Origin of the sequence: Streptomyces sp. SID13031 (assembly GCF_010548305.1) — a bacterium.
GTDB lineage: Bacteria > Actinomycetota > Actinomycetes > Propionibacteriales > Kribbellaceae > Kribbella.
In genome coordinates this window covers 151533-167113 of sequence record NZ_JAAGLV010000004.1, presented here as the reverse complement: position 1 = coordinate 167113, position 15581 = coordinate 151533, and the positions used below count along the sequence as shown (strand labels likewise).

Here is a 15581-nt window from a genome sequence, read left to right as displayed (position 1 = left end):
AAGGTAAGTCCGCTCGCCGCGAAAAGCGCCGCCCGTGATCGACCCGTTGCGTCGACCGCATCCTTCAGGCGGCGATCCAGCCCGCGATCTGAAGGATCTCGGTGGCGACCTTCGGGAGTGGCCGGTCGTTCACGACGACGAAGTCCTCGCCCCCGGCGGGCCCGTCGAACTCCACCCGCGCCCGCTCCAGCCTGACCGTCTGAACGTCGCAGCCCGTCAGGCAACCGACGTAGGCCTGTCGAAGCTCGCTCGTCTCGATGACGCCGCTGACGACGACAAAACGCGCCCCGGCGGCCCGGTAGGTCGCCCAGACTGCCGCCAGATTGCGCACCTTCAGCCGATCGTGGAAACCGCTCTGGTTAGCCGGCGGCCCGTACTGCGCCAGCGCATCCAGGTCGATCACCGCGGTTGGCAGCAACTGCCCGGTGAGAATTCCCCCGATCGCCTGGCCGGTCACCGTCTTACCGGCTCCGCTACCCCCGCTGATCAACAACCCCCGACACCCGGTGTCCATGATCGCCATTCACCCAGGTTAGAAGCCATCACCCCGTTTGATGACGTAAACCATCGTCCGAAGTTCGCCGCGGTGGAGTGGATCGTTGCGGACGCCGGGCGAAAGCAGCGGTGGGGCGGCCGGGGCGCTTCAGCCGAGGAGCTCCTCGGCGATGTGGGTGACGGTGTAGCCGGTGGGGGCTTCGGGGAGGCGGAGGTGGGGATCCGGGCGCCAGTCCTTCCAGTTGTCGGTGAAGGGAGAGCCCCAGGCTTGGACTTCCTGTACTGCGGTGTGGGCGTCGGCGATGATGCGGTCGGCCTCGGACTGGCTGAAGCGGCCGGCCACGACCGCGCCTTCCAGCTCGTCCTCGTCCTTCCAGTCGATCCGGCGGTCCGGGTTGATCCAGAGGTCCAGGACGTAGTCGATCGACGTGGTCCGGCGCGCCTCGATGTCGCGGCGGTGCTCGGACTCGAGATTCACGTACCACCCGAGAAAGGTTTCGTCGGCAGCCCAGAAGTGCCAGACGGACCATGGCTTGCCGGTCGGTGAGACCTTGAGGATGCCGGTACCGTGCCAGATGTCGAGTTTGAGCACCCGGTCCTCGGTGTGCATCCCCTGCGGCCCCGCGTGCCGCGTCTCGCGGCCGTCGACGAGCACGGGTTTGATCAGCGGCGTACCGGGCGCGAGCCAGGCGACCAGCCCGTCCTCGTCGTCGCGGACCACCGTCATCGGCCGCACGTTCGGGAAGTCGCTGAACTGCCCCGCGCCTTCGTAGACCCACTCGATCGTCGTCCCGGGCTGCCAGTGCAGGTCGAGCCCGGTCGTCGCCTCGGCCGTCACGACGGGGTGGACGGGGTGGCGGGACGGGTCATCGAGAGCAGGTCGAGGGCGGCGTCGAGCTGCGCCTCGGTCAGGTCGCCTTTGCTGACATGCCCGTTCTCGATCACGACCTCGCGGATCGACTTGCCCTGCTTGAGCGCGCTCTTGGCCACCACGGCCGCGTTCTCGTAACCGATGTACTTGTTCAGCGGGGTGACGATCGACGGCGACGACTCGGCCAGCGCGCGGGCGTGCTCGACGTTCGCGGTGATGCCGTCGACGCAGCGGTCGGCGAGCAGCCGCGACGCGTTGCTCAGCAGCTGGATCGACTCGAGCAGGTTGCGCGCGATCACCGGCAGCATCACGTTCAGCTCGAAGTTGCCGCCGGCACCGGCCACCGTGATGGTGGTGTCGTTGCCGATCACCTGCGCGGCCACCATCAGGGTCGCCTCGCAGATCACCGGGTTCACCTTGCCCGGCATGATGCTCGACCCCGGTTGCAGGTCCGGCAGCGCGATCTCACCGAGCCCCGCGCGCGGACCGGAGCCCATCCAGCGCAGGTCGTTGCAGATCTTCGTCAGGCTGACCGCGATCGTCTTCAGCTGGCCCGACAGCTCCACCAGTGCGTCGCGGGCACCTTGCGCCTCGAAGTGGTCGGCCGCCTCGCTCAGCTCCAGCCCGGTCCGCCGGTTCAGCTCGGTGATCACCTTGGCCGCGAACCCGGCCGGCGTGTTGATCCCCGTGCCGACCGCCGTCCCGCCGAGTGGCAGCTCCGTCACCCGCGGCAGCGTCGCGCGGACCCGGTCGGCGCCCCGGCTGATCTGCGTGGCATACCCGTTGAACTCCTGCCCGAGGGTGACCGGCGTCGCATCCATCAAATGCGTGCGCCCGGACTTCACCACCTCGGCGAACTCAACCCCCTTCCTGGACAGGGATCCGGCCAGGTGCTCCAGCGCCGGCAGCAGGTCCTGGACGACGCCCGCCGTCGCGGCGACGTGGATCGCCGACGGGAAGGTGTCGTTACTCGACTGGCTCGCGTTGACGTGGTCGTTCGGGTGCACCTCGGCATCCAGCGCGCGGGTCGCTAGGGTGGCGAGCACTTCGTTCACGTTCATGTTGGTGGACGTGCCCGAGCCGGTCTGGAAGACGTCGATCGGGAACTCGGCGTCGAACTCCCCCGCGCTGACCCGGTCGGCCGCCGCGACGATGCCGTCGGCAAGCTTCTGGTCGACCACGCCGAGCTCGGCGTTGACCACCGCGGCCGAGGCCTTGATCTGGGCGAGCGCGTGCACGAGTGCCGGGGCCAGCGGTTGGCCGGAGATCGGGAAGTTCTCCACCGCGCGCTGGGTCTGTGCCCGCCACAACGCGTCGCGGGGCACCTTGACCTCGCCCATCGTGTCGTGCTCGATCCTGAATTCCACGTTGTCCATACCTGCAGAGTACGTCGATCCGCGCTGTCGGCCCGGACTGATAGAACCGTTGTGGACAACGCCACAAGTTGGACTAAGAGCTGCCCTGATAGACGTAGTACGTCTCGGCCCGTCCTTGTAAGGCAACGGGGACCGGCCGCACCTCGCAGGCGCCGAACACTTCACCCATCACCGTCTCCAATGCGGCGGACACCGAGGACGACCACACCGTCAGCACCCCACCCGAGGCCAGCCGAAGCCTGCACTCACCGAGGAAGTCGCTCTCATAGAGCGCCGAGTTCTCGTTGTAGACCAGGAAATCCGGCCCGTTGTCCACATCCAGCAACAGCCCGTCCAGCGACCCGGCCGGCTGAGCCAGTACTACGTCCCGCACATCGCCGACCTCGACCCGTACCCGCGGATCGTCGAGCACCGACGGCACCAGCCCGTCCCGCATCCACTGCACGACGGCTGGCTCGATCTCAGCAACCAACACCGACCCAACCCGCTCGTCGGCCAGCAGCGCACGCACGGTGTAACCGAGCCCGAGCCCACCCACCAGCACCCGAGCGGGTCGCAGTACGGCGTCCAACGCCGCTGAGGCGAGCAGCTCCTCGCTCGAGGTCTCGGCATCGTCCATCACGAACACGCCGTTGACCCGCAACTCGAGCGCGCCGTCCTCCCGGCGCCGCAGCAGGATCTCACCCCGCTCGCTACCCGCCCGCGCCACCTCGCTCACCCCACCATCCTCCCGCACCCTTACATCCGAAGAAGCGGAGGGACATCACCTTCACTTCTTCGGACGTAAGAGATGCGGTATCCACAGGCGGGGAGGGAGGAGTGGCGCGCCGGCGTCAAGCGTTGGGACGTGCGGGCCGAGGTCAAGGCCGGGCGTTGGCAAGTGGTCGGCCCGCAGACCGTCAGCAACAAGACCGGGCCTCTCGACCAGCGGGGGCAGTGGTGGACCGCCGTACTGGAGGTCGGCTCGCGAGCCGCGCTGGACGGAGTACGGATTGGTCGTCGAGATCGACGGAATCCATCATGCCGAGGCGCCGGTGTTGATTGCCGATGCGTTACGCCAGAACGACCTCACCAACAGCCGCTCGACCGTCCTCAGGATCCCGGTCCTGGGTCTCCGCACCGACCCCGGGCGCTTCATGACCCAGATCCGCGCCGCCCTCCTCGCCCGAGGCTGGCGCTCACCCCTTATGTCCGAAGAAGTGGAGCACACGTCCCACTAGTTCTTCGGACGTAAGGACATGCTCAGTACCAGCCCTTGGCCTTGGAATGGGCCCAGGCGCCGCAGGGGGAGCCGTGGCGGTTCTCGATGTAGTCCAGGCCCCACTTGATCTGGACGACCGGGTTGGTGCGCCAGTCCTTGCCGTACGCCGCCATCCGGTTACCGGGGAGGGCCTGCGGGATGCCATAGGCGCTGGAGCTCGGGTTGTCGGCGTCGACGCGCCAGCGGGACTCCTTGTTCCAGAGGCTCTCCAGGCAGCTGAACTGGCTGTCGCTCCAGCCGTGGTCGGCCAGCAGGTTCTTCGCGATCTGCTTGGGCGTGCCCTCGAACTTCTTGCGCTCGGCGTCGCGGCTGGCCCGCTCCTCCTGCGAGTTGCGGTCGGTCTTCTGCAGGGCCTTGTAGCGGGCGAGAGCGGTGTTCTTCGCCTTCTGCCGGAGGTCGGAGGCGTCCTGCGCGGCCCGGCGCTCGGCGTCCACGGCCTCGATCTGGTTGCGCAGCTGGATGACTTCCTGCGCCTGCTGCTCGGGCGTCAGCTCTTTCGGCTTCGGCGCCTTGGCGGCTTGGGCCCGCTCACTGTTCAGCACGGCCATCTCGGCGCGCCCGGAGACCGGGTCGGACGCCGCGGAGCTCCCAGGGGAGGCGAAGAGGTCGAGGCCTGCGACAACGGAGACGACGGCGATCCCACTGACTGCGAGGATCGCGACGGAGCGCTTCGCTTTCATCTGTCCTTCCGAGATACCCGACCCCCGTCGGCTGCAACAGGAACATACTCTGGCCTAAACAGAGCGTGATCACAAGAACGTCACAATGAACGGTGCGGCCACATGGCGTGTGGCCGCACCGGGTAACGCGAAAGTCTTACTTCTGTTTTACAGAATCCCCACCAGCAGCGTCACAACTGGACGTCCTCCAGCATCTCGGTGACCAGGGCCGCGATCGGCGAACGCTCCGACCGGGTCAGCGTCACGTGCGCGAAGAGTGGGTGACCCTTCAACTTCTCGACCACCGCGACGACGCCGTCGTGCCGGCCGACCCGCAGGTTGTCGCGCTGCGCGACGTCGTGGGTGAGCACCACCCGCGAGTTCGCGCCGATCCGGGACAGCACCGTGAGCAGCACGTTGCGCTCCAGTGACTGGGCCTCGTCGACGATCACGAACGCGTCGTGCAGCGACCGGCCGCGGATGTGGGTCAGCGGCATCACTTCGAGCATGCCGCGGTCCATCACCTCGTCGATCACGTCGGCACTGGTCAGCGCGCCCAGCGTGTCGTGCACGGCCTGCGCCCAGGGCGCCATCTTCTCGGACTCCGAGCCCGGCAGGTAGCCGAGTTCCTGGCCGCCGACCGCGAACAACGGCCGGAAGACGACGACCTTCTTGTGCTGGCGCCGCTCCATCACCGCTTCGAGCCCGGCGCACAGAGCCAGCGCCGACTTACCGGTACCGGCGCGACCGCCGAGCGAGATGATCCCGACGTCCGGGTCGAGCAGCAGATCCAGCGCGACGCGCTGCTCTGCCGACCGCCCACGGAGGCCGAACGCCTCCCGGTCGCCGCGGACCAGCCGGATCCGCTTGTCCGGCATCACCCGGCCCAGCGCGCTGCCGCGCTCGGACAGCAGCACCAGCCCCGTGTGAGTGGGGAAGTCCCGCCCCTCGGGGATGTCCAGCACGCCGTCCTCGTACAGCGAGTCGACGTCGCTGGACGGCACCTCGATCTCGTCCATGCCGGTCCAGCCGGAGGACTCCAGCGTCAGTTCCGCCCGGTACTCCTCGGCGTCCAAGCCGCAGGCCGAGGCCTTGACCCGCATCGGCAGGTCCTTGGAGACCAAGGTGACATTGCGGCCCTCGGCCTGGAAGTTACAGGCCACCGCGAGGATGCGGCTGTCGTTGTCGCCGAGCCGGAAACCGGCCGGCAAGTTCGCGGGGTCGGTGTGATTCAGCTCGACCCGGAGTATTCCACCCTTCTCCCCCACTGGCAGGGGTGCGTCCAACCGTCCGTGCTGGATCCGGAGCTCGTCCATCAAGCGCAACGCGGTGCGAGCGAAGTAGCCGAGCTCAGGGTGATGCCGTTTTGCCTCCAGTTCGGTGACGACGACGACCGGAATGACGACCTCGTGCTCGTCGAAGCGCACCATTGCGTGCGGATCGGACAGCAGCACGGAGGTGTCCAGCACAAAAGTGCGCTGGTCCGGCGTGGATGAGGGGTTTGACGCCTTGGCGTGGGTGGCAGCCATGTCGCACGTCCTCTCGGACCGCAGCGTGCACCACGCCCGGCCCACCAGTGGTTAGGTGTTGGACCGGGTCCGGACCCGGAGGTCTGGTGCAGACCCCCTCCGTCCCGCAGCACGCGCGGAACCGGAAATCAGTGAGGGTGAGACCGTGGGTCTCGGGCACTCCGTTCGGCGCCTCATGGGGCTACCGGCGAGCAATTACGTCTCATCTGATCGGGCCTCCCGGACAGCCGGCTTCCCCTCCGACCGTCACTAAGGACTGTAGGACTGTCCTGCGAACGCCGCAGCCCGACACGCCCGGCCACGGGGTTAACGGCTTGTTACACGTTCCCCACCACCGGGCGACGCGGCTCACCGACACCCGCACGACGACCTCGCCGTCCGGGCTGACGGTGCTCTTGCCGCGACCTGTGGCCAGCGGAGGTACCGGTGGGAGCGCGTGGTCGAAGAAGCCGCCGTGCTCGTCGTAGTTCAGGATGAACGCGGTCTTGGCCCACACAGCCGGGTTGTCCGCGAGTGCGGCGAGCAGTTGAGCGGTGAGGTGCTCACCGTTCGGCGGCGCGTAGTTGGCGTGCTCGGACAGCGCCGCCGGAGCCACCAGCCAGGAGACCTGCGGGAGCCGGTCCGCCTTGACGTCGTCCCCGAACTCCTTGACCAGCGCGGCGCCCATGGCGAACGCGTCGTTCTGCTGGCTGCCGTCGCCGACCATGCGCAACCCACGCTCGTACAGCGAGGAGCCGGGCTTCGCCTGCACGAAGGGCTTGAACCAGGCCAGCGCGTTGTCGTCGAAGTTGTCCAGCGCCTGGTACGTCTACCAGCTGACGCCCGCCTTCTCCAGCCGCTCGGCGTACGTCGTCCACTCGTACCCGCCGGAGATCTCCGTGTTGTCGAAGACGGGTAGGTCGCGGACCGTGCCACCGCTGGTGCCGGTCATGAGGTGTTCGCGGTTCGGGTTGGGTCGCGTTCATGCTGAACGGGGCCAGCCAGCCCTCGGGGCGGCTCGGGTCGGGTTGCTGGAAGACGGGCAGGCCGTTGACGCCGCGGACCGCAGTACGGTCGCCGAAGCCACGCAGGCCGGCACCAGACTCAGGTGCCGAAACGCCGTTCGCGCTGGGCGTAGCTGCGGATGGCCCGCAGGAAGTCGACGTGCCGGAAGTCCGGCCACAGCGCCTCGCAGAAGTAGAACTCGCTCAGCGCGCTCTGCCAGAGCAGAAAGCCGCCCAGCCGCTGCTCCCCCGACGTCCGGATGACCAGGTCGGGGTCGGGCTGGCCCTTGGTGTAGAGGTGCTCGGCGATGTGCTCGACGTCGACCCGCTCGGCCAGCTCCTCGATCGAGATGCCCTTGGCTGCCTCCTCGAGCAGCAGCGACCGGACGGCGTCGGCCAGCTCGCGACGCCCGCCGTACCCGACTGCGACATTCACCAGCATGCCCTGCACGTTCTGCGTGGCGGCCTCGGCGCCCTTCAGTACTTCGGCAGTCGCACCGGGCAGCAGATCGAGCGCGCCCACCGGGTGGATCCGCCACTGACCGGTCGCGGTCAGCTCCTCGACCGTCGACTCGATGATCCGGAGCAACGGCTCCAGCTCCTCGGCCGGGCGGGTCAGGTTGTCGGTGGACAGCATCCAGACGGTGACCAGCTTGACGCCGACCTCGTCGCACCAGTGCAGGAACTCGGTGATCTTGGTGGCGCCGGCCTCGTGGCCACGCGCCACCGGGTCACCGGTTGCCCGGGCCCAGCGCCGATTGCCGTCGATGATGACGCCGATGTGGCGGGGCATCCGGTCCGGCGACAGCGATCGCGCCAGTCGGCGCTCGTACAGCCCGTAGACCGCATTGCGCAGCTTTGCCTTGCCAGGTGTCCGCATGGGTAGGTGATCTCCTCAAAAGCTCTCCGGCTTCCGAGGCTAGCCCAGATTTCCGGTTCCGTAGAGTGATCGAACTTTTACCGGAGTTTGCGCATCAGACACTCCGGGAACCTGTTTCCCACCCGGTGATCTCGCCTACATTTCATGCTTACGGACGAGGGAACCTACGGTTGCGTAGGTTACGGTTGAGTAAGTAGACGGACGTACGCGAGAGGATGGCGATGACGGCCAGGACCGCAGCCAGCACCCCGACCGATGCCCCCGCGCCCGAGTCCGGCCATGAGCATGAGCACGGCCACCGGCTGACCGACAAGCTCGCGCCGCTGAAGCCGAAGCTGCGCGGCTGGCTGCATGCCGGCACCTTCCCGCTCGCGACCGCGGCCGGCATCGTGCTGATCTGCCTCGCGCCGACCAGCAGCGCACGCTGGGCCGCCGCCGTCTACACGCTGGGCTCGATGCTGCTGTTCGGCATCTCCGGGCTCTACCACCGGTTCTACTGGGGTGCGACCGGCGAGGCGATCCTGCGCCGGCTCGACCACAGCAACATCTTCTTGCTGATCGCCGGCACCTACACCCCACTGGGGGTGGTGCTGCTGCGCGGCAACGACCGGATCCTGCTGCTCAGCCTGGCCTGGGGCGGTGCCCTGATCGGCATCCTGTTCCGGATCTTCTGGGTCGGCGCCCCGCGCTGGCTCTACACGCCGATCTACCTGGCCCTGGGCTGGGTGGCGATCTTCTGGATGGGCGACTTCTACCACCTGGGCGGCGCGGCCGTGGTCACGCTGCTCGCGATCGGTGGCGGGCTCTACTCGATCGGCGCGGTCGTCTACGGCACCAAGCGGCCGAACCCGTCACCCCTGTGGTTCGGCTTCCACGAGATCTTCCACGCCTGCACGGTGGCCGCCTTCATCTGCCACTACGTCGCCGTGAGCATCGCCACGTACCACGCCGGCTAGTACTACGGCCGGCCCAGCCACTCGAGTTCGTCGTCGAGCGGCCCGCACACCTCGACCAGTGCCTCGCGGAGCAATTCGAACCGGTCCGCGCCCAGCCGCTCCCTCCACTCCTGCTCGACCCTGTCGATCGCGGCCCGGCTGAACTCCACCGCCTGATCCCCCAACGCCGTCCGCCGGACCAGCCGCACCCGCCGATCCCCGGCGACCCGCTCCGAGTCGGCGTACCCGCGTTCCTGTAGGTAGTCGATGTGCTGGCCGAGCCCCTGCTTCGTCATCCCCGCGATCTCGGCCAGGTCGGTGATCCGCGCCCCGCTGTCCGGAATGAGCTCCAGCAGCCGGAAGTGCGAGACCCGCAACTCCGGGAAGCCGCGCTCCGAGTCGGCCAGGATCTCCGCCCGGAGCCGGTTCAGCGCGACCCCGAGCAAGCCGGCGATATGCAGGCCGCGAAGCCCCTCAGCATGTCCCACGGCGTCGCCTAAAGGGGCATTGACGGAAGTCATAAGGCAACTTTACTATCCCAGTAGTAAGGCTGCTTTACTTCTTTGGCGTGTCGGATCTGAAGGTGAGCTGAAGGGGTCGGGCGCATGATCGAAGTACTACCGAATTGCCGGGGGGATCCATGAACACCACCACCATCAGCGACGGACTGGCCGCACTCGGCCGGGACGCACCAGACGAACGCGCTCTCGCCAGCCTGGTCGGAAGCGCCACCGGCCTGCCCGGCGCCGTACCGACCTCGGCCAGGATCGAGCCGGTCGACTACGAGATCGGTACGCCGAGCACCGAAGCTCTGCTCCGCGTACTAGGCACGGCCGAGCTGCCCTCGGGGGAGAGCGTCGAGTGGTCCGTCTTCCTCAAGAAGCTCCAGTCGACCCGGCACTGGCCGATGATGCACCTGGTCCCGGAAGAGCTCCGGGAGGCCTTCATCCAGAACCTGCCCTGGCAACTCGAAATAGCGGTCCACCGGAGCACCATTGCGACGCTGCTGCCCGACGGGCTCCGGCTGCCGCAGCTGTACCGGATCAACGAGTACGACGACGATCGCGCGACGCTGTGGATGGAAGACGTCATCCAACCGCCCGGCGGCTGGCCGCTCGGCCGCTTCGAGCGCGCTGCGTACCTACTCGGCCAGCTGTCCGCCCGGCGTCAGCCGCACCTGGTCGAGCCGCTACTCCCCCGGGGCAACGTGGATGTGCCAGGGACCGGGCTCCGGTACTACACGGGCGGCCGCGTGATGAACGGCGCGATCCCGGTGCTGGCCGACGACCAGACCTGGCAGCACCCGCTGCTGGCCGAGGCGGTCTGCTCGACCGGCGATCACGGGCTGCGGGACGAGTTGCTCGAGCTCGCGAACCGGCTGCCCGCAGTACTGGATCGGCTGGACACCTTGCCACAGACCTATCAGCACGGGGACGCGAGTCCGCAGAATCTGCTGGTACCGAAGGACAAGCAGGACGAGTTCGTGGTGATCGACTGGGGGTTCGACTGCCCACAGGCCGTCGGGTTCGACCTCGGTCAGCTCCTGGTCGGACTGGCCCACGCCGGCGAGCTCGCGGCGGAGGAACTGCCGACGATCCACACGGTCATCCTTGGCGCGTTCATGGAGGGGCTGGCCGCGGAGGGGATGACAGTGTCCGAGGACGAGGTGCTCTACGGCTACCTCGGCTCACTGCTCGCCCGCGCGACCTTCACCGCCTTGCCGTTGGAGCAACTCGGCAAGACCAGCGACTGCAACCTCGACCTGTTCGTCGAACGCGTGCGGCTCACCCGAACGCTGGTGAATCTGGTGTCATCGATCAGCTAGGCGTCAGTACGAAAACGCGGATCGCCCGGCCGCTGCGTTCGACGTACGTGTCGTAGGCCGGCCAGACCCGCGTGACGAGTGGCCAGACCCGGTCCCGCTCCGTTCCTTCAGCCAGGACGGCGCGGACCGGGATCTCGCGTCCACCGGTCAATGCCACGGTCGCTTCACCAGAAGCGAGCAGGTTGCCCGACCAGGCCGGATGGCTCTCCTGACCCCAGTTGGACGCGGTGACGAGGTAGCCGTCGCCGTCGGGCGCGTAGATCAGCGGCACCGTTCGGGGCAGGCCGGACTTCCGCCCCTGGGTCGTCAAAAGCAAAGTGGGCAAGGCGGATCGGCCGAGGATGGTGATCCGGCCACCCGTCTTTCGTTGCAGCCAGCGATCGATCGGTACCAGATTGCGACCGGCAACGGCGAACCATCGGCGATGCCCTAACGAGCGGATGACATTCGTGTACCAGCCCATGCACGAAGTCTGCCGTCACCCCGCAGGCGGGTATGCATGAGGGTGTGAAAAACATTCGGTTCGCAGTTCTGGCAGCCGCCGCCGGCCTGGTACTGACCGGGTGTGGCGACGATTCCGATTCCGGCGCGGGCAGTACCCCGTCCGCACCCAACTCGAGCACGCCGATCACCAGTACGCCGACGCCGACGCCGACGACCGGCGCAGGTGCGCTGCCGTTGACGGTCAGCCGGACGGGTGGCTTCGCCGGCTTCAACGACCAGCTCGTGGTCGGCGCCGACGGCGTCGTCAACGCCACCTCGATGGGCAAGAGCCCGGGGAAGTGCAAGCTGGAGGACGGTTTCCTCAGCACCCTCACCGACGCGGTCAAGCAGGTCGACTGGGCCGCTGTCGGCGTCACCAAACCGACGATCCGGCACCCGGACGACATGATCATCGCGGTGTCGGCGAGCGGTGGGCTGGCGCGACTCGACGACCCCAAGCTGAAGCCGCTGGTGGCCCCGGTGGGCACGCTGCTCACCGAAGCCACCAAACCCGGCAGTCTGTGCAAGCCGGTCTAACTCTGACAGCTGATCAGCTCGTGGTGAGCGCCACGTCGTCGACCACGAAGCTCGTCTGCAGTGACGAGTCCTCCGCGCCGAGGAACTTGACGGTGATGGTTTTGCCCTTGTAGGCAAGGACGTTGAACGTCTTCTGGGTGTACGTCGTGTTCTTGTTCAGGTTCGAGTACGTCGCCAGCGTGGTCGTCGTCGCCCCGTCGACCACCTGCACCTTCACCGTGTCGTACACGGTCGAGGTGGTCGTCTCGTTGGTGTCGATCCGGATCCACAACGTCAGCGACGCCGCGGTCACCGTCGCCGGGATCGCCACCGACTGACCGGTATTCTGCGTGCTGGTCACGCCCTTGCCGCCCAGCCAGGCCTTGTAGGTGCCGGCGTGCGCGGGCTTGCTGCTGCTGTTGGTGACGACCCCGCTGGTACCGGTCCAGTTCACCGCACCCGACTCGAAGCCCGGGTTCTGGAGCAGGTTGGGACCGGTCGGGGGCGTGCCCGGGCCGTAGTCCTTCTGCGCGTAGTTCCAGACCATGTGGCCGATCGCGTCGATCTGCCGGTCCAGCGACGTCAGGTTGAGGTTGCTGATCGTGTCGCACGAGCGGTGGTAGCAGGCGTCGTACGCGGTGTTCGCCGTACCGCCCCACTTGGTGGCCTGCGCGGACGTCTTGATCCCCTCGGCGCCGGCGAAGGTGCCGGCGGTCGGGATGCCGAGCGACCGGAACGCCGCGTGGTCGGAGCGGCCCTGGACGTCGATGTACTCGGTCTGCACGCTCTTGCTGGTGAAGTAGCTGGTGAGATCGTCCCGCGCGCCGTTGCCGGCCGGGTTGTCGTCGTAGACGAAGTAGCCCGGGTTCGGCGACGCGATCATGTCGAAGTTCAGGTAGAGCTCGATCTTGGCGCGCTCGGCCGCGGGCAGGTTGTTGACGTAGTACTTCGAGCCGACCAGCCCCAGTTCCTCGGCTCCCCAGAAGCCGAACCGCAGACGATTCTTGGGCACCTGGCCACTCGCGGCGTACGCCAGTGCGGTCTCCAGGACGCCCGCGCTGCCACTGCCGTTGTCGTTGATCCCGGGTCCGGAGCTGACGCTGTCCAGATGCGAGCCGGTCATCACGACGTGGTTGGCGTCGCCTTGCGGCCACTCCGCGATCACGTTGTACGACGTACCGGCCGAGGTCGAGAAGGACTGCAGCGTGGTGGTGTAGCCGGCCGTGTCCAGCTTCGACTTCACCCAGTTGGCGGAGGCGAGGTAGCCGGGGCGGCCGGTGTAGCGGTTGCCACCGTTGCTGGTGGCGATCGACTGGAGCTGGTCCAGGTGCGCCTTGGTGTTGGTGACCGAGATGTCGGGTGAGACGACGGCCTGGGCTGCGCTGGTGGGGACGAGGACGGCGGTGGCGACCAGAGCGGTGCCGAGTACGCCGTACAGGGGGGACTTGACCATGGGCGGGGACTCCTTTGCCTCACAAAGGGGGGTGTTACAAAGCAGCCGGGGCGTACGGCCTGGGCGAGGCCGTACGCCCCGGACTGTTCACAGCGGGACAATCAGTGCAGCTGACTAGCCGATCAGCGACACGTCGTCGACGACGAAGCTGGTCTGCAGCGAGGAGTCCTCGTTCTCGAGGAACTTCACCGAGATCGTCTTACCGGCGTACGCCCCGACGTTGAACGTCTTCTGGGTGTACGTGGTGTTCTTGTTGAGGTTGGTGTAGGTCGCCAGGGTCGTGGTGGTGGCACCGTTGACGATCTGGACCGCAACCTTGTCGTACACCGTCGAGGTGGTCGTCTCGTTGGTGTCGATCCGGATCCACAGCGACAGCTGCGCCGAGGTGGCACCGGCCGGGACGGCGACGGACTGAGCGAGGTTCTGGGTGCTCGTGACGCCCTTGCCGCCGAACCAGGCCTTGTAGCTACCGCCGTGGGCGGGCTTGGTGGCGCTGTTGGTGACGACGCCGGCGGTACCGGTCCAGCTGGCCGCACCGGACTCGAAGCCACCGTTCACCAGACGCTCGGAGCCGGTCGGCGGGATGACAGCGCCACAGGTGGCGGCGCCGGCCGGGACGGTGATGCCGTTGAACGCGGCCTGGATGCCGAGGCACTGGGCCGAGTTGGCGCCGTAGAGCGCCTTGGCGACGGTGATCGCGCCTTCGCGGGCATCCGGGTAGGTGCTACCGGAGGTCAGCTTGGTGGTCAGGGTCTGGTACCAGACCTTGGCCGCCACGTCGCGGGTCACGCCGGTGACGGTCGAACCGTCGCAGGTGGTGCTGTTGTAGGACACGCCGTTGATCGTCTTGGCGCCACTGCCCTCGGAGGCCAGGTAGAACCAGTGGTTCAGCGGGCCGGAGGAGTAGTGCGGGTCGAGCCCACCGGTGCTGGTCGTCCAGCAGTCCTTGCTGGCGCCGTCCTTCGACGGCTTGTCCATGTAGCGCAGCGGGGTGCCGTTGCCGTTGATGTTGATCTTCTCGCCGATGAGGTAGTCACCCACGTCGGAGGCGTTGTTGGCGTAGAACTCGACGGCGGTGCCGAAGATGTCCGAGGTCGCCTCGTTCAGGCCGCCCGCGTCACCGGAGTAGTTCAGGTTCGCGCTGGCCTCGGTGACACCGTGGCTCATCTCGTGGCCGGCCACGTCGATGGAGGTCAGCGGCCGGGCGTTGCCGGAGCCGTCGCCATACGTCATCTGGGTGCCGTCCCAGAACGCGTTCACGTACGCGTTGCCGTAGTGCACGCGGGACCGCGAACCCTGGCCGTTGTTGAAGATGCCGCTGCGGCCGTAGACGTTCTTGTAGTAGTCCCAGGTCAGCTGCGTGCCGTAGTGGGCATCGACACCGGCGGTCTGGCGGTTCGCGGTGGTACCGCTGCCCCAGGTGTCGTCGGGGTCGGTGAAGGTGGTGCCGTTGCCGGACGTGGCGCCGTTCAGATCCGTGGTCCAGTTGCCACCGCGGCTGGTGTCGGTCAGCGAGTAGCTGCCGGACGTCCCGATGGTGACGGTGCCGGAGTACATCGAGTTACCGGTACCGGTCTTGATCTCGTCGTCGGAGTCCAGGATCGCGCCGGTCTTGGCGTCGACGAACGAGTGCAGCACCGACGGCGTCTGGTCGGCCTTGACGCCCGACGTGACGACCTCGTAGGCCAGCACCGGCTTGCCGGTGGTGACGAAGACGACCAGCGTCCCCTTGTTGCTGGCGGCCTTGAAGTCTGCCGCCTTCGCGCCCTTGGCCAGGGCGGCGGCCTGGGACAGCGTCGGCTTGGTCGAGGAGACCCCGACCGCCTTCGCGCCACGGTTGTAGATGACCCCGGTGATCGCGTCGCTCTTGCGCTCCACGATCAGGTCACCACCGACCACCTTCAGGCCGTTGAACGTACGGTCGTAGCGAACGTGCTCGGTGCCGTCGGCGTCCTTGACGACGTCGCGGACCGTGAGCACTTCACCGCCGGCCAAACCGAGAGCTGCGGCCGTCTGCGCGGTCAGCGCTTGTTCGGCCTGGACGGCGGCCGGCTGGTTGAAGCCGGATGCCGGAAGCGGGGCCGTACGGTTGGCGGCTCCTGCGGGCGACATCGCCAACCCCGCAGCTGCGACGATGACCACCGCCCCTGCTGATGTCAGTCGTTTCAAGACAACATCTCCTCACGGTGTGGTCGCTGTTTGGGCGCAACGACCAATTCAATTGGGGACGCCGGATGCCTGGCGCAAAAGTGTCACTGCCTAGTTGTGACACTGTGTGTCAGTACATGCGAGTTCTGTTACACCCGACTGAGGGA

15 protein-coding genes and 1 pseudogene are annotated in these 15581 nt (G+C 67.4%); 4 read left to right on the top strand and 12 right to left on the bottom strand.

Annotation, left to right across the window (positions count from 1 at the left end):
* Positions 1 to 64: 64 nt before the first annotated feature.
* The 4 genes from G3I17_RS10540 to G3I17_RS10525 form a co-directional block, all read right to left on the bottom strand.
* On the bottom strand, positions 65 to 523 hold the full coding sequence (locus G3I17_RS10540) for a hypothetical protein (RefSeq protein WP_164595779.1): 459 nt from the start codon (positions 521 to 523) through the stop codon (positions 65 to 67).
* Positions 524 to 643: 120 nt separating this feature from the next.
* Positions 644 to 1333: a DUF402 domain-containing protein gene (locus G3I17_RS10535; RefSeq protein WP_164595778.1), complete on the bottom strand. Its 690-nt coding sequence runs from the start codon at positions 1331 to 1333 to the stop codon at positions 644 to 646.
* A complete protein-coding gene (locus G3I17_RS10530) occupies positions 1330 to 2742 on the bottom strand; it encodes a class II fumarate hydratase (protein WP_164595777.1) in 1413 nt (470 codons plus the stop codon). The genes G3I17_RS10535 and G3I17_RS10530 overlap by 4 nt, the downstream gene beginning before the upstream one ends.
* A 73-nt stretch (positions 2743 to 2815) precedes the next feature.
* On the bottom strand, positions 2816 to 3460 hold the full coding sequence (locus G3I17_RS10525) for a hypothetical protein (protein ID WP_164595776.1): 645 nt from the start codon (positions 3458 to 3460) through the stop codon (positions 2816 to 2818).
* A 274-nt stretch (positions 3461 to 3734) separates the two neighbouring features.
* Between G3I17_RS10525 and G3I17_RS10520 the strand changes: the two genes are divergently transcribed.
* Positions 3735 to 3962, top strand: coding sequence for a hypothetical protein (locus G3I17_RS10520; protein ID WP_164595775.1), 228 nt, complete (start codon positions 3735 to 3737; stop codon positions 3960 to 3962).
* 22 nt (positions 3963 to 3984) lie between these two features.
* Here the strand turns inward: G3I17_RS10520 and G3I17_RS10515 are convergent, their stop codons facing one another.
* From G3I17_RS10515 to G3I17_RS10495, 4 genes and pseudogenes are all read right to left on the bottom strand, one after another.
* Positions 3985 to 4683, bottom strand: a complete 699-nt coding sequence (locus G3I17_RS10515; RefSeq protein ID WP_164595774.1) for a hypothetical protein — start codon at positions 4681 to 4683, stop codon at positions 3985 to 3987.
* A gap of 170 nt (positions 4684 to 4853) precedes the next feature.
* Positions 4854 to 6191 (bottom strand): PhoH family protein, encoded by a 1338-nt coding sequence (locus tag G3I17_RS10510; protein ID WP_164595773.1) that lies wholly within the window; start codon positions 6189 to 6191, stop codon positions 4854 to 4856.
* A 202-nt stretch (positions 6192 to 6393) separates the two neighbouring features.
* Positions 6394 to 7131 (bottom strand): annotated as a pseudogene (locus tag G3I17_RS10505) (alkaline phosphatase family protein); the annotation flags it as partial.
* A 143-nt stretch (positions 7132 to 7274) separates the two neighbouring features.
* Positions 7275 to 8054 (bottom strand): isoprenyl transferase, encoded by a 780-nt coding sequence (locus G3I17_RS10495; protein ID WP_164595771.1) that lies wholly within the window; start codon positions 8052 to 8054, stop codon positions 7275 to 7277.
* Positions 8055 to 8275: 221 nt separating this feature from the next.
* On the opposite strand from G3I17_RS10495, the gene G3I17_RS10490 reads away from it, so the two are divergent.
* Complete coding sequence (locus G3I17_RS10490; protein WP_164595770.1) at positions 8276 to 9010, top strand: hemolysin III family protein; 735 nt, start codon at positions 8276 to 8278, stop codon at positions 9008 to 9010.
* 2 nt (positions 9011 to 9012) lie between these two features.
* Here the strand turns inward: G3I17_RS10490 and G3I17_RS10485 are convergent, their stop codons facing one another.
* Positions 9013 to 9477 (bottom strand): MarR family winged helix-turn-helix transcriptional regulator, encoded by a 465-nt coding sequence (locus G3I17_RS10485; protein ID WP_164595769.1) that lies wholly within the window; start codon positions 9475 to 9477, stop codon positions 9013 to 9015.
* Positions 9478 to 9629: 152 nt separating this feature from the next.
* On the opposite strand from G3I17_RS10485, the gene G3I17_RS10480 reads away from it, so the two are divergent.
* Positions 9630 to 10814: a phosphotransferase gene (locus tag G3I17_RS10480; protein ID WP_164595768.1), complete on the top strand. Its 1185-nt coding sequence runs from the start codon at positions 9630 to 9632 to the stop codon at positions 10812 to 10814.
* On the opposite strand, the gene G3I17_RS10475 is transcribed toward G3I17_RS10480, so the two are convergent.
* Positions 10807 to 11277, bottom strand: coding sequence for a nitroreductase family deazaflavin-dependent oxidoreductase (locus G3I17_RS10475; protein WP_164595767.1), 471 nt, complete (start codon positions 11275 to 11277; stop codon positions 10807 to 10809). The two genes, G3I17_RS10480 and G3I17_RS10475, sit on opposite strands and share 8 nt — an antisense overlap.
* 44 nt (positions 11278 to 11321) lie before the next feature.
* Here G3I17_RS10475 and G3I17_RS10470 point away from each other — a divergent pair, with 44 nt between their 5' ends.
* Entirely contained in the window at positions 11322 to 11834 is a 513-nt protein-coding gene (locus tag G3I17_RS10470; protein ID WP_203590000.1) for a hypothetical protein, read from the top strand.
* Positions 11835 to 11847: 13 nt separating this feature from the next.
* On the opposite strand, the gene G3I17_RS10465 is transcribed toward G3I17_RS10470, so the two are convergent.
* Both G3I17_RS10465 and G3I17_RS10460 read right to left on the bottom strand, forming a co-directional pair.
* A complete protein-coding gene (locus G3I17_RS10465; RefSeq protein ID WP_164595766.1) occupies positions 11848 to 13266 on the bottom strand; it encodes a M28 family metallopeptidase in 1419 nt (472 codons plus the stop codon).
* Positions 13267 to 13380: 114 nt separating this feature from the next.
* Positions 13381 to 15435, bottom strand: a complete 2055-nt coding sequence (locus G3I17_RS10460; protein WP_239062388.1) for a M4 family metallopeptidase — start codon at positions 15433 to 15435, stop codon at positions 13381 to 13383.
* Positions 15436 to 15581: the final 146 nt, after the last annotated feature.